This window comes from Opitutaceae bacterium, from assembly GCA_015075305.1.
Classification (GTDB): domain Bacteria; phylum Verrucomicrobiota; class Verrucomicrobiia; order Opitutales; family Opitutaceae; genus UBA6669.
This window is the reverse complement of the sequence record JABTUS010000001.1, coordinates 220,968-243,875: the sequence shown is the minus strand read 5'-3', so window position 1 is coordinate 243,875 and position 22,908 is coordinate 220,968. Positions and strand designations below refer to the sequence as shown.

General features: G+C 60.8%; 14 protein-coding genes. 11 read left to right on the top strand and 3 right to left on the bottom strand.

Features of this window, described 5'->3' with window-relative positions:
• Positions 1-2: 2 nt before the first annotated feature.
• The 3 genes from HS122_00920 to HS122_00910 form a co-directional block, all read right to left on the bottom strand.
• Positions 3-584 carry a hypothetical protein gene (locus HS122_00920; protein ID MBE7536957.1) on the bottom strand — a complete coding sequence of 194 codons (582 nt, stop codon included), beginning with the start codon at positions 582-584 and terminating at the stop codon, positions 3-5.
• Entirely contained in the window at positions 581-3,355 is a 2,775-nt protein-coding gene (locus HS122_00915) for a putative Ig domain-containing protein (GenBank protein MBE7536956.1), read from the bottom strand. The genes HS122_00920 and HS122_00915 overlap by 4 nt, the downstream gene beginning before the upstream one ends.
• A gap of 1,590 nt (positions 3,356-4,945) precedes the next feature.
• Positions 4,946-6,067, bottom strand: a complete 1,122-nt coding sequence (locus HS122_00910; GenBank protein ID MBE7536955.1) for a Gfo/Idh/MocA family oxidoreductase — start codon at positions 6,065-6,067, stop codon at positions 4,946-4,948.
• A gap of 169 nt (positions 6,068-6,236) precedes the next feature.
• On the opposite strand from HS122_00910, the gene zwf reads away from it, so the two are divergent.
• From zwf to HS122_00855, 11 genes are all read left to right on the top strand, one after another.
• The gene (gene zwf, locus HS122_00905) at positions 6,237-7,778 is read left to right on the top strand and encodes a glucose-6-phosphate dehydrogenase (protein ID MBE7536954.1); all 1,542 of its coding nucleotides are present in this window, start codon (positions 6,237-6,239) and stop codon (positions 7,776-7,778) included.
• Between the two features lie 4 nt (positions 7,779-7,782).
• Complete coding sequence (locus tag HS122_00900; GenBank protein MBE7536953.1) at positions 7,783-8,772, top strand: glucose-6-phosphate dehydrogenase assembly protein OpcA; 990 nt, start codon at positions 7,783-7,785, stop codon at positions 8,770-8,772.
• Positions 8,773-8,807: 35 nt separating this feature from the next.
• On the top strand, positions 8,808-9,539 hold the full coding sequence (gene pgl, locus HS122_00895) for a 6-phosphogluconolactonase (GenBank protein ID MBE7536952.1): 732 nt from the start codon (positions 8,808-8,810) through the stop codon (positions 9,537-9,539).
• 158 nt (positions 9,540-9,697) lie between these two features.
• Positions 9,698-11,821 carry an SUMF1/EgtB/PvdO family nonheme iron enzyme gene (locus HS122_00890; GenBank protein ID MBE7536951.1) on the top strand — a complete coding sequence of 708 codons (2,124 nt, stop codon included), beginning with the start codon at positions 9,698-9,700 and terminating at the stop codon, positions 11,819-11,821.
• A gap of 288 nt (positions 11,822-12,109) precedes the next feature.
• The gene (locus tag HS122_00885) at positions 12,110-15,280 is read left to right on the top strand and encodes a TonB-dependent receptor (GenBank protein MBE7536950.1); all 3,171 of its coding nucleotides are present in this window, start codon (positions 12,110-12,112) and stop codon (positions 15,278-15,280) included.
• A gap of 50 nt (positions 15,281-15,330) precedes the next feature.
• Positions 15,331-17,106 carry a DUF1080 domain-containing protein gene (locus tag HS122_00880; protein MBE7536949.1) on the top strand — a complete coding sequence of 592 codons (1,776 nt, stop codon included), beginning with the start codon at positions 15,331-15,333 and terminating at the stop codon, positions 17,104-17,106.
• Positions 17,107-17,124: 18 nt separating this feature from the next.
• Complete coding sequence (locus HS122_00875; GenBank protein ID MBE7536948.1) at positions 17,125-18,582, top strand: hypothetical protein; 1,458 nt, start codon at positions 17,125-17,127, stop codon at positions 18,580-18,582.
• A 43-nt stretch (positions 18,583-18,625) separates the two neighbouring features.
• The gene (locus tag HS122_00870; protein ID MBE7536947.1) at positions 18,626-20,110 is read left to right on the top strand and encodes a sulfatase; all 1,485 of its coding nucleotides are present in this window, start codon (positions 18,626-18,628) and stop codon (positions 20,108-20,110) included.
• 32 nt (positions 20,111-20,142) lie between these two features.
• Complete coding sequence (locus HS122_00865) at positions 20,143-20,991, top strand: dienelactone hydrolase family protein (protein MBE7536946.1); 849 nt, start codon at positions 20,143-20,145, stop codon at positions 20,989-20,991.
• Positions 20,992-21,061: 70 nt separating this feature from the next.
• The gene (locus HS122_00860; protein ID MBE7536945.1) at positions 21,062-22,099 is read left to right on the top strand and encodes a Gfo/Idh/MocA family oxidoreductase; all 1,038 of its coding nucleotides are present in this window, start codon (positions 21,062-21,064) and stop codon (positions 22,097-22,099) included.
• Positions 22,096-22,905 carry a PIG-L family deacetylase gene (locus HS122_00855; protein MBE7536944.1) on the top strand — a complete coding sequence of 270 codons (810 nt, stop codon included), beginning with the start codon at positions 22,096-22,098 and terminating at the stop codon, positions 22,903-22,905. Before HS122_00860 ends, HS122_00855 begins: the two co-directional genes overlap by 4 nt.
• Positions 22,906-22,908: the final 3 nt, after the last annotated feature.

The window sequence follows — 22,908 nt, the reverse complement described above, 5'->3', positions numbered from 1 at the left end:
GATCAGCGCGATTTGGCGGACCTCACCTTTTGGTAGTACGCTTCAGTCCTGCGGAGCCTGTCGGCATTCTCGGTCGCCGCCGGAAACTCGGGAGCGAGCCGGGCTGCCGCCTCGTAGGCTTCGCGCGCCTTTGTCCGGTCGGCGAGTCGCCGCTCGTAGAGTGCGCCGAGGGCGATCTGGACACCGGCCTTCTGCAGGGGCGTCTGTGCTTTCTTGAAAGCTTCCAGAAGATGCAGTTCCGCCTTCTGGAAAAGCGTGCGCGGGCTGATTCTGCCATCGGGCTTTGCCGATGTTTCGGCCAGTTGGACAAGCTCCCCGGCCATTCCCCGGTGCCAGCCTGCGGAGCCCGGGAGGGATTTCACCAAACCTCCGAGGGCGATTTCCGTTTCGGTGATGTCACCCGAACTGAGCGCGCTGCGCGCGGCTTGAAGCTGCGGCATGTCGGCCTCCTGCAGCGCGCGCCCGCGTGCGTTGATTTCCGGGGTGTCGAGCAGGGCCGGGGACTTTTCCGGCGGTGCGGCGAAGAGAGAAAGCGTGGCCGCGAGCACGAGGCAGGCGGAGGAAAGAGCGGCGCGGAGTTTCATTTTTGGGGCTGGTTGATTTTCAACTGGGTCTGATTGCCGGAATCGTTGGGATTCGCGCTGTTCGCATTCGTGCCGAGCACGGCTTCAAACGCGTTCGGCACCCCGTCGTGATCGCTGTCGGTCGAGGTGTCGTTGGTCGTCGAGATGTTTTGCGCAGCGCTCGCAGCCGAGAGGATGCCCGCTGAATTTAGCGCCTTCACCGTGTAGGTGTAGGACGTGTTCGCCGAGAGGCCGGTGTCGGTGTACACCCGGTCGCCGACGGTTGCGATTTGGAGTCCGCCGCGATAGACGGCATAAGCGACAACCGGCGGGGACCCGGTCGATTCCGCCCAGATGAGCGTGATCGAGGTGTCCGTGCGATCGGCGTAGTTGAGTGCGGTTGGCGGGGTGGGTGCGCCGATCGTGCCCTGAAGCACATTGTAGCCGGCACTCCATGCGGACCAGTTGCCCGCCGCATCGCGGGCGCGCACCGTCATGGTGTAGGTGAGACCCGCGGTGCCGCCGGAGACAATGCTGCTCGCTGAGGATACCGATTCGTACAGCGTGCCGTTGCGCCTCACCTCGTAACCCGTGACACCGACATTGTCGGTGGCCTGCCACATCAGGCGAAACGAGGTGTCCGACAGGGTTTCGAACTGAAAATCCGACGGCACCGAAGGCGACACCGTGTCGGATCCCGGTAAGGCGATGGTCCACACCGCGTTTGCCTGCCCCGTGCCATAAGCGTCCTCGACAGTGATCGTCGAATTGTAGACGCCCGTCGCCGTCGGAGTGCCCGTCAACAGCCCGGTGCCCCGGTTGAGGCTGAGACCCGGCGGGATGTTCGTCATCGCATAATGCGCGAGGGAGTTTGTCGCCGTCAGTTGAAAGCTGAGCGGCTGACCAATTGTCCAGGTGGCCGACAGGGGAATGGTGACGAGCGGCGGCGCTGTCTTTGAGTAGCTGAGCAGAACGATGGCTCCGTTGCCGCCTTTGCCATCGGATCCTCCGTAACCGACATTGCTTCCGGGGTAGTCGGGATCGGCGACTCCTCCGGGGATGTATCCGGTTGCTCCCTCCTGTTTCGCGATGACCACCGTCGGATAGTAGGCGGTGTCGATTTTTGAACTGCCGCCACCACCACCGCCGCCACCTTGGGTCGTTCCGCTGCCTCCGGAGCCTCCCGAATAGTAGCCTTCGCCGCCTGCGCCACCGTATCGGTAGTTGGGATTGCCATCCGGCGAACTGGAGTCGCCCGGTCCATTGTTTCCATTGGCGCTCGAGGTGGCACCGCCTCCTCCTGACGAACCCAAGCCCGGCCCGCCGTTTTCACCGGACGCTGCGCCTCCCCCGCCACCGTGGGCATTGGCAGCGGTGCCTGCACCGCCTCCGCCGGCGATCGTCGCAACGGGAGGGCTGGCGTAGGAGAACCTGGTTTTCTCGCCGCCTGCAAGCAGCCCGCGGCCCGGAGTGAGAGTCACGGAGGAGCCACCCGGACGCTCCAGGGAAAATTCCGCAAACGCACCGCCGCCGCCAAGATTCTGGCTGTAGGGCGGAAGACTGCCGCCACCCCCGGCACCCCACCCCTTGACGACAATGCGGTAGGTGCCCGATGGCAGCGGGTGCACGGTGTCCGCGGCATAGTTGAGGTTCTCCTGGATGCAGACAAATTTTTCCAGCAGACGGTCGGGCGCATTGTAGAAGATCGGCCACACCGGCGTCGTGCGTGTGGTGGTTGTGCCATCACCAATCTGACCGCTGTAGTTGTCGCCCCACACTCGCGCAGAATCATTTCCGAGGATTGCCGCGCCATTGAATCTTCCCGCGGCAAGGTTAACGACGTCTGTCAGCCCGGAAATAGACACGGCGGTTGTGCGGTTTCCGCCACCGCCGAGACCAAGCTGGTTGTAACCATTCCCGCCCCAAGCCCATGCCGTGCCGTCACTCTTCCTTGCGAAGCTCGATTCCTTTCCGGCGCGAACAAGCGTGATGCCTGACAGGCTCGACACTTGGACCGACGTGTAGCGCGTCGTCGTTGTGCCATCCCCCAACTGTCCGGAGGCGTTTGCACCCCAGGCCCGCGCAGTTCCATCGGTCTTGGCCGCCAGACTGTGTTCCCCGCCCGCGGCGACGGCCACAACTCCTGTCAGTCCGCTAACCTGCACCGGTGAGGTGCGGTTCGTGGCTGTTCCATCCCCGAGTTTTCCATTAGTATTTGCGCCCCATGCCCAGGCGGTCCCGTCGGACTTTGCGACGAGTGAATGATTCGCTCCCGCCGCGATCACCGCGACGGAAGACAGACTCGAAATCTGGACCGGAGAGGTCCGGTTGGTGGTGGTTCCATCGCCCAACTCTCCGCTGGAATTGAGTCCCCATGCCCAGAGCGTACCATCGCTGCGCAGCGCGAGACTGTGATCGCCGCCGGCGGCGATTGCGACGACACTCGTCAACCCGGACACCTGCACGGGGCTTGTCCGACTGGTGGTCGTGCCGTCGCCCAACTGCCCGGAAGCGTTGTTCCCCCAGCTCCACACGGATCCGTCGCTTTTCAGGACGAGGACATGCGCCAGTCCGGATGAGACGGCGACTGCTCCTGTCAAGCCGCTCACGGTGGCAGGCAGCAAAATCGGCTGCCCAAGAGTCCACGTGCCCCAGTTCCAAACCGTCCCATCCGGACGGACCATGACCGTCACTCTCGGTGGCGAATAGGTGCTGACGAGAGGATCAACGAACGCGATCAGCGCGTTTTGAGCGACGGCTGAGTGGCAGCAGAAGCCGAAGGCGAGAAACAAGAGTTGCGCGATCGAACACAACCCCGTTCGCGAAGCTGTGCCGGAGACGTGAAAGCGCTGACTTTGCGCTTCAGGCAGACTCTCCCAATTGTTCGTTACCTGCCGGTGCGATCGCCGCGGTAACAGACTACAACTCCGCAGCTTGTGTGTGTGGGGGGGGGGGCGAACATGGGGTGCGGCACGAAGCCTCTGTGAACGCGATGATCGGGGGAGAGATCAGAGCCTTGGTGCGCTGCGAGATCAGCCGACACTCCTCAAGGTCCGCAATGAAATTTTTCTCTCATCGCCCCAATTGCGTGAGCTGCGGAAACTTCGGCGAAAGATTTTTCGCGCAAGGCCTTTCTCACTTGATGCAAGCGCGACGCCAGCCGAGTGCCACAATCGCCATCCCAAACGCCTCAAGGCGGAATAACAACCTGTCCCTATCCAGCCGCACATCAGTCTGTCCCCAACGCCGTAGTTCACGTGGCATGGATCAAAGAATCGTGAAAGTTTTGGTTCCGACGACGGGTGTTTGGGCCGCCCTTTCAGGGCTCTTGGTTTTTGTTGGTCCCTGAACCCATGGCGTTGCCATGGGCTGGGGTTGGTTCGCCCCGTTGGGGCTCGGAGACTGCGGAAGAGGCTTGAATGACAATGAGGGGCCGGCCGAAGGATCCAGGCGTTCTCGATGCGGTGGGTGATCGGTCTTGCTGTGTTCTTCTGTTCCGCGTTTCTCGTTCTCTGGGGAAAAATTTCTGGCGCCGTTGCGCGATGAACGCTCCCTGGTCACGACGGAGCGCGCCCCTCCATCGGAATTGAAACTTCCCTGCTGTTCTCTCCTGTCTCCGCGTGCTCCGCGGCTCCGCGGCTCCGCGTGAAACCATTCCGATCGCTGACCTCTGCATTCCACCTTCCGATTGATCCTCAAGATGACTGCGGGCTGGAAGCCCGAGCCACCCTTCTCTCCCTCCGCGTGCTCCGCGACTGCGCGGGGAACTTCCAGGGAGTCGGCCCCGAATGTTTGTGGTGTTCGAGATGACCAAGAAACTGCGGGAGGGCGCGACCTGTGCTGACTATGGCGACGCCACGTACCGGCACTTCACCTACAACGGACGCGACTAATTGACCGCGCGTGTTGGTTGCCTCGGCACGAATGTCACCAGCCAAGCCGCGCCGCTGCCGGAGCGTCATCGCACCTATGATGGGAATTTCGCTCGGTAAAACGAACCGTAACCGGGTACATCGACAATTGAGATCACATTGTGAGATGCCGAGGGGGAATTGAGCCGGCGGCGTCTTGCGACATACGTCCCCAGGGCACGACGAAGCGCGCCCCCTCCTTTCATTTTTGCAAGCGCGGAAATCGACGATCGCGAGCGCTGAACGGTGCTATGGACAGCGGAAATAGATTCGAGAGAATTGTGTCGCCCCTTCAGGGCTCTCTATTTTCGGTTCGCCTGTGAACCCATGGCGTTGCCATGGGCTGGGGTTGAATCGCCCCGTTGGGGCTGAGGCATGGCCGAGCGAGCGGTGCGGCCTGTCCCTATCGGTCGTGCACTCCTGAGTCCATGGCGTTGCCATGGGCCGGGGTTGAGTCGCCCCGTTGTGGCGTCAGACTTTGATCGTGATTCGTTTTCCGCCGCCGGCGGCGGAGGCGTAGATTGCCTCGATGATGACCATGTCGCGGCGGCCCATTTCTCCCGGCACCAGGCTGGGTGTGTCGTCCATCACATCGCGCGCGAAGGCATCCATCTGAAGCGCCTGCTGATTAGCCTCGGGATTTCGGAAACTGAGCGGCCCCAGGCTCGTGGTTGCGGCGAGATCACGATAGCCGAAGGTTCTCGTAAAATCGATCCAACCTTTCTCGCTTTCCGCATGGAAGGTGTTTTCGGCCTCCGCGTAGCTGCAGCGCGAGTCGCAGGTGACACCATCTGGAAACTCCAGGGTCCAGGCTATGGTTTCCTCAACGTCCTGAAAGATTTCGGGCGATTTCTTCGGCAGGATCTCATGGGCGGTCACAGCGAGCGGAGCGATGCCTCCTGCCGCCATGCACGCCGCCTGCACGACGTAGATGCCCACGTCCATCAGCGGGCCGCCACCGGAAAATTTTCGGATCGCACGCCAGGGGCGTCCCCGCATCCGGAATGAGAAACGCCCGCGCATTCTGGTGAAGGGACCGAAATTCTCCGGGCGGGCGAGGCGGACCATCTCGCGGTGGTACGGATCATAGTGGAGCCGGTAGCCGATCGAGAGGCGTTTGCCGGCCTTCCTGCAGGCGGCGAGCATGGCGTCGCACTCCGCCACACTGATTCCCATTGGCTTTTCGCAGATCACATGCTTGCCCGCCCTTGCGGCGGCGATCGTGTGTTCGGCGTGCAGGCTGTTGGGCGTCACCACGTAGACCGCGTCGATGTCCGGATTGTCGGCCAGTTGTGCCATGGTGTCGTAGTTGTAGACGCTCGTCTTCGGAAATCCGAAGTCACCGGCCCATTTCAGCCCCTTGTCGCGCGAGCCGGTCACGACGCCCGCGAGGCGACAATGCCTGGTCAGGCGCAGGGCGGGGCCCAACTGGCCCGTGGAATAGTTGCCCAGTCCGGCGAGGGCGATGTTGAGCTTCCGCTGCGGTTCAGCGGCGCGCAGGAGGTTGGGTGAGACGGCGACAGCACCGGCAGCGCCGAGCTGACCGAGGAATGTGCGGCGAGAGAGGGGGACGTTTGCATTGGAGAGTTTCATGGGGAGGGAGGCGGTGTTCGCCGTTCGCAAGAAGAGCAGACGTGGGAAACCGGGTCAATGCGCAGACGGCTGAGCGCATGCCGCTTCAGACCGATGAGACGCCGGGTACGGGCGCCTGCAAATGGGGGTTGCCCATCGAAATCGGGATCAACCATACTCCGTATTTTCCATGGCCGATGATTCCTCAAGACATCCTTTTCTTCAGGGGCTGAGCAAGCACCGGGGCGCTCCGCCGACCGTTGTCGTGATTTTTGGCGCTTCCGGTGACCTCACGGCCCGCAAGCTGATTCCGGCCGTTTACAATCTGGCGGTCGACAATCTGCTTCCGGCGGATTTTTACCTGATTGGCTACGGACGGAAGGAAATTCCGGACGAGGAGTTTCGGACCCTCGCGTCCGATGCGATCAAGGAGTTTTCGAGGCGGGAGCTCAACCCCGAGGTCTGGAGCCGCGTGGCCGCGCACACGACGTATGTGGCTGGTGGATACGACGACAAGGCGGCATTTGACCGCCTCGCCGCGGCGATCGGCGCCATCGAAAAGCGCATAGGCAGGGATGTGCAGCCACTCTTCTACATCTCGACACCGCCGTCGGTGTTCGCGCCAATCCTGCTCAACCTGGGCGCGAGCGGGCTGGCCGCGCGTCATCGCGGCACGCCGCACCACGCGAAAGTCATCATCGAAAAACCCTTCGGCAAGGACCTGTCCTCTGCGGTGGCTCTGAATGGCACGATTCGATCGGTCTTCGAGGAGAATCAGGTCTATCGCATCGACCACTATCTGGGGAAGGAGACCGTGCAGGACCTGCTGGTGCAGCGCTTCGCCAATTCGATTTTCGAGCCGCTCTGGAATCGCACGTACATCGACAGCGTGCAGATAACCGTCGCGGAGGAGGTGGGCGTTGGCACGCGGGGCGGCTACTACGAGCAAAGCGGCGCGCTGCGCGACATGATCCAGAATCACACCATGCAGCTCCTCGCGCTGACGGCGATGGAGCCTCCGGTGTCGCTCGACGCCGAGTCTGTGCGCGATGAGAAGGTCAAGGTTCTCCGGGCGATCCAGCCGCTTCGACTTGGACCCGGCGGCGACGTCGCCCGCGCCCAGTATGCGGCGGGCATGATTTCGGGAAAACCCGTGAAGGGGTATCTGGAGGAGGAGGGAATCGCCGCGAAATCCGCCACAGAAACCTATGCGGCGATCCGGCTTTCGATTCACAACTGGCGCTGGCAGGGCGTTCCCTTCTATCTTCGCTCCGGAAAACGCATGGCGCGGCGGGTGAGCGAGATCGCGATCCAGTTCAAGCGTCCCCCGGGCGCACTGTTCGCCGAGGGGGATCGCTTCAGCCTCGCGCCCAATACGCTGGCGTTCCAGATCCAGCCGGATGAGGGGCTCAGCCTGATCCTCAATGGCAAGGTCCCCGGGCTCGAAACCCGGATGCAGCCGGTGAAGATGAACTTCAAGTACAGCACGACATATGGCTCGAACACTCCGGAGGCCTACGAACGGCTCGTGCTCGACGCGATGATCGGCGACGGTACGCTCTTCATTCGCGGGGATGAAGCCGAGACATCCTGGAGGCTGTATACGCCGGTGCTGCAATCCTGGGCGGCGGCCGGCCGGGAGGGGATGGAGAGTTATGCCTCCGGATCATGGGGGCCCGCCAATGCGGACGAACTGCTTGCCCGCGGAAATCATGTCTGGCGCCAGCCCTGACCGCATGTCCGACGTATTCGACGCGCTCCCCGGGATCGAGGCATCGGTCAGTTCCGTTTCGAAAAGCCTGCGCGACATGTGGGCGGATGTCGCAGCCTCCGGGAAAACGGCACTACCGCCCGATGAGGTGAAGGCGACCCAGCTCAATCTGGTGCTTCACCTTGGACTGCCCACGAGCCCGGATGATGCACTCGTGCAATTCCAGGTCGCGTTGAGATTCGCCCAGCGGTATCCCTGCCGCGTGGTGGTGCTCTGTCCGCTGCCGGAGGGATCTGAAATCAAAGAAATACGCGCGAAGGTCTATGGAGAGTGCTTTTTTGGAAAGTCGAAGGGCGACACGCGCTGCGTCGAGGTTGTGATCCTGAGTTATCCGGTTTCCGCGCGCCCGTACCTTGAGAACCAGGTCTCGGTCTGCCTGTCGACGGATCTGCCCTTGTACTACTGGGTGCACCGATTTTCGGGGGCTGCAAAGCTGGCGGAGTACCAGTACCTGCTGCGCCGTTCGAAACGCGTTATTTTTGACACGGCAGTGGTGCCGGTCGATGCGCTTTTCCACCCGTGGCCTCGTCCGGAGGCGGTGCGTGATCTCGCTTTTGCGCGACTCCTTCATGTCCGACAGATCGTTGGTCAGTTCCTGTCCGGAATGCAGCCGGAAACCCTCGTCAGAGGACTGCAGTCCATTTCGCTCACCCACGCTCCGGATTATCGGGCGGAGGCCTTCAGTCTGAGCCGCTGGCTGGCTGACCGACTGGCTGCGTGTGAGGCGGATGCTAAGAAAACACCACATCAACTTCTGGTGACCCCCTCATCCGGTTCGGATTCCCTGTCGATGAAGCTGGCATACAACGATGCGCGCCGATTCGTGTGGCATGGAAATTTCCTGACGCATCAAGGTGCTTTCGAGACGAATTTCTCCGGTGAACCGGTCCACCTGCCCTCGACCGTGCGACTGCTTGCGCCTGAACTCGCGCTGAGTGAGGCGATGTTTTTCTAGGCGGCGTGCACCGTCGATTTTTCGGAACAGTTTTCATGCGTGAATTTGCGAATCCTTACGGCCGGGTCGTTGTCGGCGCGGTTGATGCACTCTACGCCCGGGCTGCCCTGCTCATCGCCGACGAACTGCCCAAGAAAAGGATGGGGGCTTACACAGTCGCCCTGAGCGGAGGGAATACGCCGAAAGACTGGTTTCGCTGGGTCGTGGCTAACCGGGCGCTATCACCGGACGTGCTGGCAGATGCGCATTTCACAGTGAGCGACGAGCGCATGGTTCCCGTTGATAGTCGCGACAGCAATTTCGGCAATGCCCGACGGCTGCTGTTTGAACCCTTGGGCATCCCGGCGTCTCGCTGCCATGCCTGGCCGGTTGAACTTCGGCCCGCGCAGGCAGCGCAGGCGTATGGGGCGACGATGGTGGCGCTCACAGGTCCGAAACAGTCCTACGGCGTGTGCATGCTGGGCATGGGGGATGACACCCATACCGCCTCCTTTTTTCCCGGGGAACAGCTGCTCGAGGATGATGGAGGGGTCGATTTCACAGCGGTGAAAACCGTCGAACGGGGATGGCGGCTGACCATCACGCCGACAGGACTGCGCACCTGCGGATTGATCATCGTGATGGTGATGGGAGCGGGAAAGGCGAGTGCCCTGCGCCGCGTCATGCTGGGCGATGAGGAGTGGAATGCCGTTCCCGCCAAGATCCTTGCGACGGCGTCGGACCGGGTGATCTGGCTGGTGGACGACCTTGCTGCGGCGAAACTCTGAGACGCGGGACTCTTTTCCAACCGAGCATTTCTGGGCTGGAAGCAGGAGGGAAGATCCGTTTGATCAAGTTGGCGCGCGGTGCCGGCACGGATTCGCTTCCAAGGCCGCCTGCGTGAGCCTTACGCGCTTCCTGAACCTCCGCTTCCGTCCGCCAACCGATGTCTCGAGTTCCCTTCACACAAAAACGGGCTCTTGAAATCCTGGGGGTGGAAGTGGGGGCCTCACGCGATGAACGAACCCGCATGTTTGACGAGAAGCGGGCATTGCTGGAAGAGAAGATACAACAGGCGGCCACCCCGGGCTTGAAGGAGCGGTATCAGGATGCGCTGAATGATCTCATCCGTGCCTATGAGGCGTTGGAGCTCGATGCGACAGAGTGGGATCTTGAGTCGCTCGAGGGCGAACCATCTGCCGGTACCGCGACGGAGGGGGGCCATAAGAAGAGGGTGCCCGGCCTTTCCGGACTCTCACCCTGGGCGATGGAAAAAGTCCGGCTTTCCCGGCGGTTTCTCATCCCCGGGGCGGTTGTAGCGGCGCTTTTTGTGGCTCTCGCTTTTGGCTGGACCTGGAAGAAACGCTCGGACGCGGAACGCATTGCGAACGAGGCGACGGCGCGGGTTGAGCGTGAAAATGCCGTCACCCGCGCGAGCCAGGAGCGCGAGGCGCAGGCTCGTGCGCATGAACAGGCACGACTGGCGGAGCAGAAAGTTGCCCTTGAGAAGAAGGCTCGCGAGCAACTTGAGGCGGAAAAGGCGCGGTTGCAGGAGGTCCAGCCCTATCTGGATGAGGTGTCGGAGAGCGTGAAGAAACAAAGGGCCGCCGCGCATTCGCTCGGTTCCGACACGGGCTGGCGCCAGGAGTGGACCCGCCGCAGGCTTGCGCTTCTCGAAGCCTACGAGAAATGGCTGAAGGCATTTGCGGCTCAGCACCCGGCGCGGGCGCATCTCCAGGCGGCGGAGCGACTTTTCCAGTCCGGCAATCCGGACGGTGCGCTGGCCGAAATCCAGGTGGCGGCATCCCAGGGAGAAAAACTCAGGACCGAGCCGGAGAACCGGCGGTACGCCATGGTCGGCAAACCCCTCGTCGACTGGCTGACGCGGGAGGGAAATGACTGGCCTGAAGCGGCGCTGACAACGCTTCGCGGCGAGGAGCCGGGCGCTGTCGAACGAACAATCGCCTCCCTGAAGGCCGAGCTTGCGTACCTTGACGAACCCGGAGCCAAGGCGGTGAATTCGGACTGGAAGGAGAAACTCCTTGCATTGCGCGCGCTCGCGGGAGCATCGGATTCGAATTTTCTCCGCTGGCAGCAGCGTTTTGTTGGTGTTGTGCGCGTGGAAACGGATCCATCGGGCGCGACGCTGGTCGATGAGAACGGCATCAACATGGGCATGACTCCGGTGAAGTTTGAGCTCATGCGCGGAGGAAGCCTCAGCCTGACGGCATTTCGCAAAGGGCACACGCCGACCAGTATCATTGCGACGGTTGGGCTGGGGGACGATCAAGTCGTCAAGGTGACGCTGCCGGAGATTCCGGTTCCTCGCGCGGGGCAGAAATACACCATTCCCGGTCTCGGACTCGACCTGGTCTGGATTGCCCCCGGTACGTTCATGATGGGCAGCCCGGAATCCGAGGCATATCGCGCGGCGGATGAAGGGCCGCAGGTGAAAGTGACGCTGCCGGACGGGTTCTGGCTCGGCAGATGCGAGGTCACTCAGGGCGAATGGGTCGCATTGATGTCCAGCAACCCAAGCCATTTCAAGGCCGTCGGACTCAACGGACCGGTCGAGAGCGTTTCCTGGCGCGATGCGATGGAGTTCTGCCGGCGCCTGAATGAACGGGAAAAGGCGGCCGAACGGCTGCCCCCGGGGTACAATTACACCCTGCCCACCGAGGCGCAGTGGGAGTATGCCTGCCGGGCGGGAACGACGACCGCCTATGCCGGCGATTTGAATGCGATGGGCTGGTATGTTCACGATCACGAGGAGACCAGCCATATCGTAGGGAAGAAGGAACCCAATGCCTGGGGGCTCTACGACATGCACGGCAATGTCTGGGAATGGTGCATCGACTGGTACACCGACAACCTGCGAGTGGATTCGCATGGGGCGATGGTTGTGCCGGGCGACGGCACCTATCGCGTCAGTCGAGGGGGAAGCTGGAACTGTCCGGAGGGGAACTGCCGGTCGGCGCTGCGCCGCTGGCTTTCCCCGGCCGACCGTGGAAACCGGCTTGGCTTCAGGCTCGCGCTCACACGGATAGACCCGGCACGCGCCGCACGATGAATGCGAGATTTCCGGGGAGGGCTGGAAGGCTCCTTCATCCGCCCCCGGCCCGCCGGGCGCGGCAGGCTTCGGGGTGAGCAGGGCGGTGCGGCAGACCGTTCCCGGGAACGACGTGGAAAATTCCACTGATTTCCAAGCTTGGAGCTTGACTCTATTATTCACTATGTTCAGATCGCGAATCGTTACCAACCAATCCCGCCTTTGCCGGCTGCCGGAACGAGCGCTCCGAACGACGTTCCCTCCTCCCGTTCCGCAGCCGGTGTGAACGAACCTGACTCAAACAAAATCATGAATCGACAAATCCACGTGATCTCGCGGACGATCAGCCTCGTTCTGGCGGTCTGTCTCCCGCTCCTCATTCCTCCCGGCAAGGCTGCGGCGCAATCCGCGGGGGTGTTCGCCGGCGAGTCGACTGGAACAGTCACCGGGCGTGTTCAAAACTCCGACACCGGTCAGTTTCTGGTCAATGCGCGGGTTTCAGTCATTGGGTCCAACAGACAGGCGTTCACGGATGAGACGGGAATCTTCTGGTTGAACGACCTGCCAGCCGGACCGGTTGACCTGCAGGTCTTTTACACGGGACTTCCGACCGAGAAGGTCAGGCTGAGCGTGAAGCCGGGGGCGATTGTCAACCAGGAGGTCTTTCTTTCAAGCATTGCACGGGGGCCGGATGACCGGGGCGTGGTGAAGCTGGATGCCTTCAAGGTGACGGCGGAGTCGGAAATGACGGCGGATGCACTGGCGGTGAACGAGCAGCGCTTTGCGGGCAACATAAAGAGCGTGCTGGCTGCGGATGCGTTTGGCGACATCTCTGAGGGCAATGTCGGGGAATTCCTGAAATACATGCCGAGCATCCAGGCTGACTTTGCGGATCCGCAGATCGCCTCGGTGACGGTCCGCGGGCTTGCCAGCAATCTTACCCAGGTGTCCACGGACGGTGCGCAGATGGCCAACGCCCACACCGGGGGGGCCAGCCGCGTTTTCCAGTTCTATCAGGTGTCGATGAACAATCTCTCAAGGATTGAGCTGACAAAGGTGCCCACGCCAAGCGATCCGGCGGATTCCATGGGCGGCATCATCAATCTCATCAGCAAGAGTGCATTCGAACGCAAGACGCCACAGTTCAATTACCGCATGTTTTTCACGGGCGCGAAGGACAACATCAGCCTCAAGCGGATGAAAAGCCCGCAGGACAAGCTCGCTCACCGAATCCTGCCAAGCGTCGAGTTCTCCTACATCATGCCCGTCAATGACCGGTTCGGGATAACGGTATCGTCAAGCAGCCTGAATCGCTATGACGAGCGGCATGTGGCGGCCAAAGTGTTCAACACGAGCCTGGCAAACACAGCAGCCTCGGTGAGCAATCCGTTCATGCAGTCGTTTACGCTGCAGGATGCTCCACGCTACACGTACCGTGATTCAATCAACGTCAAGGCTGACTGGCGGGTGACGCCCAATTCGGTTTTGTCGGCGACGCTTCAATATGGTGATTATCTGACCCGGTACTCAATGAGCCAGATGGTGGCCAACACGGGAACAAACGCCGTTCCCACCGCCGGTGGCCAGGCGCTCAGCTGGGGGGCGGACCACACCCATGGTGCGACGGGGCGTGGATCCATGACGCTCGACGGGCAAAACTATGTCATCGATGGCGCAACCAAATTCGGCAATCTGCGGTATCGCTTCGACAATGGAGACTGGCAGATCAAGGCAGGCGGCAGCTGGTCAAAATCCAAGACCGCCATGAATGACACGGAGGCGGGGCAATTCTATTCGACCACCAATCAGCTCATCGGACTACCCGGATTCGTTGGATCTCTCTATACAGTCGATTTCCTGGATATTAGTCAGAACGCTCCGGGCTCCATTCGCTTCACGGATGCAGCGGGCAAGTCCGTCGACATCACTGACGCCAAGAACTACCGGCTTACCGCCGCCACCTCAGTGCCAAGATTGATCACGAACGAGGTATATACCGTGGATGCAAGCGTTCGCCGCCGCATCCATAGCCTGCCATTCCCCCTTGCAGTGGAGATTGGTGGTGCGCAAAGGTATCAAAAGTTCGATACGCGTCGCAAGAGCGAGGCGTATACCTACAATGGGCCGGACGGCAATGCGTCCACTTGGGATCATTCGAGCGACTACCTTTCTGACATGAGTCGTGCGGGGCGCACGAATCGCGACTTTGGATTTGCCGGCATCACGGATCTCCCATGGTTCTCACCGGTCAGCGCCTATGCCGCATGGCAGGCGAATCCCACTCTTTTCAGCCAGACGCTTGCCCAACAGGTTTCCGGCGAGACGTTTCGCCGGACCAACTCCGAGCTCTTCGAGGAGACTGTGAATGCGGGCTACTTCCTGGTTGACGGCCGCTTTATCCGCAATCGCCTGCGTGTTCTCGCTGGCGTTCGCTATGAGCAGACGATCGGCGAGGGTGCCGGGCTGCTCACGGACCCGAATGGAGTGTGGGTGCGTGATGCCGACGGCTCGTTTGCCCATGACAGCAAGGGAGCCCGCATCCGCAAACCCGAGGCGGGTGCCGCGGGATCATTGCAGCAGCTTGATGTCACGCTGTTCGAGCGAGGCTCGAAAAGGAAACGCACCTATGACGGCTACTACCCGAGTGCGAACATGGCGTACAATATAACCGAGAACTTCATGGCCCGGTTCGCCTATGCGCGCACGTATGGACGCCCCAACGTGACCTCGATTATACCGAACATGACGATCAATGAGTTTGATCTGGAGGGAGGCGGAGGGGCGGATGGCGTGCTCGGCACGATTTCCGTGCGCAATACCGCGCTTCGTCCGTGGGTGGCTGACAATTATGACTATACCTTGGAGTACTACACCAACAGCGGTGGAGCGTTTACAGCCGGCGTTTTCAACAAGCAGATTGACGGGTTCTTCCAGACGGTGGTCAAGGTGGTCAACGAGGAGGATCTGATCGCGCTTGGCCTGGATCCCATGTATGCGGGCTACCAGTTGAGCACGCAGTACAATCTCGGGAAGGGCAGCGTGAAGGGATATGAGTTCAGCGCCCGTCAGCCGCTGGCCGTTTTCGGCACATGGGGCAAACCTTTCGATGTTTTTGCGAATGCCTCCTACTTTACGGATATCTCGGGATTGAATGGCCGGACGATCAATGCGGGTGTCACCATCCGGCTGGATCCCATCACATTCAGCACCAAGGTGAACTATCGAACTGGTCGGCGCGGCGCTGCGGTTGCCGCGATGGGAACAGACGCGTATGAATACGAGGGCGATCGTACCGCAGTCGATGTGACCATATCGTGGATACTAAGAAAATACATTTCAATATTTGCCGGTGGAAGCAACATATTCAACAACGATCCGACGGCTGAACGGTACGGAGCCGAGACGCCGGATTATGCAAAGCGCTTCAGGGTCCAGCAGTTTGGAGCCCAATATCAACTGGGTGTCCGGGGAACCTTCTGATTCGCCGGATACCGGCACCGCCCGGCAGCCTCGCACGGATATAATAATAAATGACTACAAAGGATATTGTTGGCGCCATGCGCCCGATCAGGAGATGGCGGATTGGACTGGCGGTAGCCGCGATTGCGATTTCACCCTGGTCGATCGGTCCATTGCGTGGTCAGCCAAAGAGCCCGGAGGATGCGCTGGTCTGGCATGACATGATCAAGGAGGCCCGGCTTGAGGGTCAGGGCTGGCAGGCGGTGAAGCATCCCTTCGACCGGCTGCCGGCGTCCGCGGAAGGCGTTGTGCGGGAGCCAGTGTGGAAGCTTGCCGAACATTCAGCCGGGCTTCGTTTTCGCTTCAAAACGGATGCGGAATCGATTCGTGCGCGGTGGAAACTGCGGTTGGAAAGGACGGCCATGTACCACATGCCGGCAACGGGAGTCAGCGGATTGGATCTGTATGTGAATGACGCCGGAAGCTGGAAATGGGCCGGAATCGGGCGGCCGCGGGCCGCGGGTAAATCCCAGGAGCAGGTGTTGGTGAGCGGTCTCAGCAGGGAGATGCGCGAGTACATGCTCTATCTTCCCTTGTACAATGGAGTGGACTCCGTCGAGATCGGGCTGCCTCCTGGTGCGAGGTTTGAGTCCGCACCCCCGCGTTATGATGGCCGGAAGCCGATTGTGTTCTATGGCACATCCATCACCCAGGGGGGGTGTGCCTCGCGCCCGGGGATGTCCTACGAGGCCATTCTTGGTCGGAGACTCGACTGGCCGACGATCAACCTTGGATTCAGCGGCAACGGCAAATCCGAACCGGAAATGGCGGCGTTGGTGGCGCAGTTGGATCCCTCGGTCCTTGTGTTTGACAGCCTTGGGAATCTGACCGCAGAACAGGCGAAGGAGAGGGTTGCTCCCTTCTTGAAAGCATTTCGTAGCCGGCATCCGGCAACCCCGATCGTGCTGCTTGAGCACCTCTATGGGCCCCATTCCAGGATGGGTGCCTCGTACCGGACCGCGGACGAGGAGAAGAACGCCCATGTGCGGCGGTTGTATGACGAATGGAGGAAGGGCGGGGATAAACATCTTCACTATGTATCCTCGGCTTACCTTCTTGGCGGTGATGGCGAGGATACGGTGGACGGGTTGCATCCCACGGATCTGGGCTTCATGCGCATGGCGGATGGCATCGAGCCGGTGCTGCGTGAAGCCATGACGGACGCCGGCACTCCAATCGCGCAAGATGATGGATTTGTGCCGTTGTTCGATGGCAAAACGCTTTCGGGCTGGAAGCGCCATGATGGCATGCCGCCGATTCATCGGGCGGGCAAGTGGTGGATGGAGGATGGAGTCTTGTACGGAACGCAGGATCCTCCGGGCAAAGGCGGGCTGCTCTGGCTCGATCGGCCCTTCACCAACTACATCCTTAAACTCCAGGTTCAGGTTACCTACCCGATGGACACGGGAGTTTTCCTTCGCGTAGGTCAGACCGGCCTGAGTCAGCAGGTCACTTTTGACTACCGTCCGCGCGGCTATGTCGGGCGCATTTTCATTCCATTTCTGGGTCACACCCATGTTTCCCGGGACACGGAAGGCGCGCGATTGGTGCGCCCGGACACCTGGAACGACCTGACGATCCGCATTGAAGGTGATCCCGCCCGGATACGTGTCTGGCTCAATGGTCGCCTCGTCACCGACTTTACGCATTCGGAAAAGACTGCGCGTGGGCTCCCGCCCACGGGTGGCATAGCGCTGCAGGTTCATCCGGACGTCGAGGGATTGACGACTTGGAAGGCTGGCAACGCCGTGAAGTTCAGGAATGTCCGCATCAAGGAGCTCCCATAAATGAGAAGGAACATGTCCATGGAAGAGATTATCAAGACGGGGCATCCGGTGAAACGGTCCCACGCACTCCTGGCACCCCGGGCATTCATTGCCCTCTGGCTCGTCATAGCGGCGATGATTTCCCCGCTGTCGTTTGCCGGGACGCTGCGGGTGGGAACCGCGGCCGTTGACATCACCCCGCCGGAGAAAATGCCTTTTCAAGTTCCCCAGCGGCCACCGCATCCGGCACCGGGCGCCGAAGGGACGCATGATCCCCTTCACGCGAAGGCTGTCGTCCTCGAGAATGACGGCGTAAAGGCGGCGATTGTGGCGTGCGATCTCACGAGTCTCCCTCTGGCGATGATCCAGGACGCGAGAAAGCATGTCGGGGAGATTTGCGGTGTTCCCCCGGAAAACGTGATGATCACTTCGACCCACACGCATACGGGACCGAACCTGCGCCCCCGCTTTTTTCAACAGACGGCCACGCGGGAACAGCTGGCTATTGCCGATCGCTACCTGTCGGAGCTGCCGAGACTGATTGCGGAAAGTGTCAGGATCGCGGAAAAAAGTCTGACGCCGGCGCGCCTCCACGCCGCCTGCGGCCGTGTTGATGATCTTGCCCACAACCGGCGCTACCTGATGAAGGATGGGCGTGTCTATGCGAATCCCGCCAAGGGCCACGACGAGGGACTGGTTGACGTGGTGCGTGAATCAGGGCCGACTGATCCCTCGGTACCGCTCGTTTATTTCGATGCGCCCGACGGCCGGCCGCTGGCGAGTCTGGTGAATTTCGCCATGCATCTCGATACAACGGGCGGGATGAAGTACTCCGCTGATTTCGCCTACGAGCTCGCGAAAATCCTGAGTGACGTAAAGGGGCCGGAAATGCTGACGCAATTCACGATCGGTGCGGCTGGAAACATCAACCACTACTATCTTCTGGATCCAAAAAAGCCTCATCGAGTGAAGGGGTATGGAGAAGCGGCGCGCATTGGGACGCTGCTTGCAGCGGAAGTGGTTCGCAACTACCAGCGAATGGAGCCGCTCACAAGCACCCCCCTGAAGGTTTCCCGGGAGAGCGTGCGCTTGAAACTGATGGAATCAAAGAGCCGCCAGTTCGTGAAGGAGCATCAGGGAAAACCTTTTTTTGATGGAGAGGTCATGGAGACGTTCATCGATGGCAACTATACGTTTCAAGCGGAGGTGATGGTCATCACGCTCGGGGACGAAGTGGCTTTTGTCGGGATTCCCGGGGAACTTTTTGTGGAACTCGGGCTGCAGGTGAAAATGAACTCCCCGTACAAGTATACGTTTCTCAATGAGCTGGCGAACGGAGCGATTGGGTACATTCCAACCCGGCGGGCCATGAGTGAGGGTGCCTATGGAGCATCGCCACCGACCACGCGCAACGAGCCCGGCGATGGGGAGGCGCTCGCCGACTCCGCGATCCGTCAGCTGATCGCGAATCGCGCCATTGAACCCACGCTTCGCTGACCTCTTTTCTCCAGGATTGCAAACAAACCCTGACTTAAGCCCCATGCACAACCGCGAAGGAACCACTCGACACACGACATCGCAGCCTTGTGCTGCGGCGGGCATCTGGATCAGTCGCATCGCCTGCTTGCTGATCACCGCTTTCAGCCTGTTGCAGGGAGCGACGGCGGAAGCGGCGGCCACCAGGCACCCCAACATCGTCTTCATCCTCATTGACGACCTTCGGTGGGACGACCTTTCCTGCATGGGCAACACCGTCTCCAAGACAGCCCAGATAGATCGCATTGCATCCGAGGGCGCCATGTTCCGCAGCGCGTTCGCGACGACGCCCCTTTGCTCGCCCAGTCGTGCGAGCATCCTGACGGGTCTTTACGCGCACACCCACGGCATTACCGACAACACCGATCGCAGCGCGGCCAGTCACCAGTTGAAGACCTTTCCCCAGGAGCTGCAGCGGGCCGGGTACGAAACAGCCTTTCTTGGCAAATGGCACATGGGCAATGACAGCACGCCTCGCCCTGGCTTTGACTATTGGAACTGCCTCCTGGGGCAGGGGACGTCCTATGACGCAAAGCTGTATGTTGATGGCAGATTCATTCAGACAAAGGGCCATGTGACTGACATGCTGTCGGACCGCGCGGTGAACTATATCAAGGGGCGGCACGAAAAGCCGTTCATGCTGTTTTTTGCGCACAAGGCATTGCATCCCGAAACCGCGCAGGCGGCGGACGGGAGACTGTCCGATCCGAAGGCATCCAATTTCATTCCGGCCGAACGTCACAAGGATCTCTATTCCGGCATTCCGATTCCACGGAGACCCAACATTGATGATACGCTCGAAGGAAAACCCGCACTCAGACAGGAGATACCCGGGCTTCCGCCATTGAGCGCCGCCACGGGATCGAGCGATGAGGCCATTCTCGGCAGGCTGCGCATGCTCAGGGGGGTTGATGAAAGCACGGGTGCGATCCTAAAGGCGCTCGAAGAAACCGGTCAGCTCGACAACACGCTAATCGTGGTAACGGGCGATGAAGGCTACTTTTATGGAGAGCATGGTCTCAGCGTGGAACGGCGGCTCGCCTATGAGGAGTCGATACGGATCCCGCTGCTCATGCGCCTTCCGTCCCTCATCAAGGCTGGGGAAAAGCGCGACCAGATGGTGCTGACCCTCGATCTGGCTCCCACGTTTCTTGAGATCGCCGGAGCCTTGGCGCCGAAATCATACCAGGGTCACTCTCTCATTCCGCTGCTGAAGGCGGACGGTCCGGAACTCCGGGATGCCTTTCTCATCGAATACTATACCGACACGGTTTTTCCGAGGGTGCGCAACATGGGTTACCAGGCGGTCCGGACAAACGACTGGAAGTACATTCACTACGTCGACCTCCAGGGGGCGGATGAACTTTACGACTTGAACCGGGATCCGTACGAAATGCGCAACCTGATCGGCAATGCCAAACTCGCCGAACGCATGAAGGCGAAACTTGCGCAGGTTTTGTCGGAAACTGGAGCCAGCCGGAGGGATTGAACCTCGAACTTGGAGCAGTTAAATCCGCTTCCATGAATCCATTGCCGCTGATTTACACCCGGACGCTGGCGGTCCTCCTTGCATTCCTCGTCGGTTCGTGCGTCTCCGCACAGGACTGGGCGAAGGCAAAAACTGAACAGTCACCCCGCCACCTGGAGTGGACGACCCTGCGTCGTGACGGACGCGAGCTGGCCTGCTACGTGGGGTATCCGGAGGTGAGCGAAAAGGCGACCGCGGTCGTGATGATCCATGACATTTGGGGAATGTCTCCCTGGGCCCGTGGCATGGTTGATGATTTTGCCGCTGCTGGATTCATCGCCGTGGCGCCGGATCTCCTGTGGGGCGCCGGTCCGAAGCAGGGCGGGACGGCGGAATTCGCCACGGATGAAATACCCCTGGCAATGCGGGCGATTCCTCCGGCCCAGATCACCGCGGATCTGGCCGCTGCGGTCAAATACGCCGCCGGCCTGCCCTCCTGCAATGGCCGGGTGGCCATTGTGGGTTTCTGCTGGGGCGGAAGCGAATGCTTCCGGTTCGCCACGAACACATCCGGGGTGAAGGCGGCCTATGTCTTCTATGGAGACGGTCCGACGCTTGATGCGGACCTGATGCGGATCGCATGTCCGGTGATTGCATTTTATGCCGAGAACGACGCGAGGATCAATGCGACTGTGTCGGTCACCACCCGCCAGATGAAGCAGCTCGGCAAGTCATACTCCCCCGTTTTTTATCCCGGCGCCGGGCATGGTTTCATGAAGGCGGGCCAGGCACCCGCACCCGCATCCGATGCGGACTTGCAGACCCTTGAGCGATATGCCGCCAACAAGTCGGCGCGCAATGCAGCCTGGGAGCGGCTCGTCAAATCCTTGAGATCATTGTGAGTGCGCATGCCCCGATTGAGTGCGCGGTCTTGTCCGCCGCGATTCGCGAATCCCGATGCAATACCATCCTATGAAGAAGTACAACGTAGGCATCATTGGCTATGGGTGGGCGAGCACGGCCCACATCCAGGCCATCAATGCGACCAGCCAGGCTCAGGTGGTGGCGGTCTATTCATCGCGGCCCCAGGATGCCGCTGAATTGAGCGCGCGGCATGGGGGGCGGATCGAGACATACACCGATCTGGATTCCATGCTTCGTCGCACGGATCTGCATGCGGTTTCCGTGTGCAGCTTCCCCCACCAGCATGCGTCGCATGTCATTGCGGCAGCCCGGGCGGGGAAACATGTCATCATCGAGAAGCCGATCAGTCTCAACCTTGCGGATGCACTGGCGGTGGCCGAGGCGATCCGCGCCGCGGGTGTCAGGTCCTGCGTCTGTTATGAATGCCGCTTTTCAAGCCAGTTCATCGCGACCAAGGCGGTGATAGATGATGGATTGCTGGGCAGGATCCACTACGGCGAAATCGACTACTACCACGGTGTGGGGCCCTGGTATGGACAGTTTCGGTGGAACACATCCCGGCGTGACGGCGGCAGCAGCCTGCTTTCCGCGGGCTGCCATGCGCTGGATGCACTGCTGCTCTGCATGGGCGGGGATATCGCCTCGGTTTCAAGCCATGCGACGAAGTCCGGCAATGCGATCTTCGGAAAGTACGAGTATGGGACAACTTCGGTGACCCTCGTGAAATTCCGCGACGGACGGCTGGGCAAGGTCGCATCGGTGATCGACTGCCTGCAGCCCTACTATTTTCACACGCACCTTGTCGGCAGCGAGGGATCGCTCCTCGACAACCGCTTCCATTCGGAGCGGATCGCGGGGCTCAATCGTCACGCCTGGAGCACGCTGTCGATGAAGCTGCTCGATTCCGGTGACGTCTCCGATCATCCCTACCAGAAACAGTTCGAGGCATTTTTTGCGGCCATTGAACGAGGTGAGGAGATGCCGCTGACGAGCTTTCAGGAGGCCCTTGTTTCGCACCGCGTGGTGCTGGCTGCGGATCGATCCGTGGAGACCGCTTCCGAGGTGCGGATGGATGAGTTTGCATGAACGCGCCGCGCGTACTGGCGATTGCCGCTCATCCGGACGACATTGAGTTCATGATGGCCGGAACGCTGCTCGAACTGCAGGCGGCGGGTTATGAGGCCCACTACCTCAATGTGGCGGACGGATCGTGTGGCAGTCATGCTGAGAGCGCGGTCCGGACGCGCAAGCGGCGGGCCGGCGAGGCGCGGGCCGCAGCGAGGATCCTTGGGGCGCGGCATCATCCGAGCCTGGCACGGGATGTGGAGATCTTTTACGAGCCGAGGCTTCTTCGACGAATCGCAGCCGTCGTGAGGATGGTGGCGCCGTCGATCGTGCTGACGCATTCACCCGAGGACTACATGGAGGACCACACGAATACGGCGCGGCTGGCCGCGACCGCTCTCTTTGTCCGTGGGATGCCGAACTACCGCACGCAGCCGCCAAGGACGGCGATTGATGGAAACGTGACGATTTATCACGCGCTGCCGCACGGGCTTCGCGACGCCATGGGACGGCTGGTCATTCCGGAGAGTTATGTGGACGTGAAGGCGGTTCATGCATTGAAACTCGATGCGCTGGCCGCTCACAAGAGCCAGCAGCAGTGGCTGACGGAAACCCAGGGAATGTCCTCGTACCTGGCCAGCATGGAGGCGATGAGCCGTGAAGTTGGAAGGATGTCCGGACGGTTCCGTCTGGCTGAGGGCTGGCGCAGGCACAATCCGCTGGGATTCTGTCCCGCAGGAGCCGATCCGATGCGCGACGCGCTCGGACGAAAACACCTTCTGAACCGCGGGTATCCACGCGGACTGGACGCCCGCGATGCCGGCTGAGGC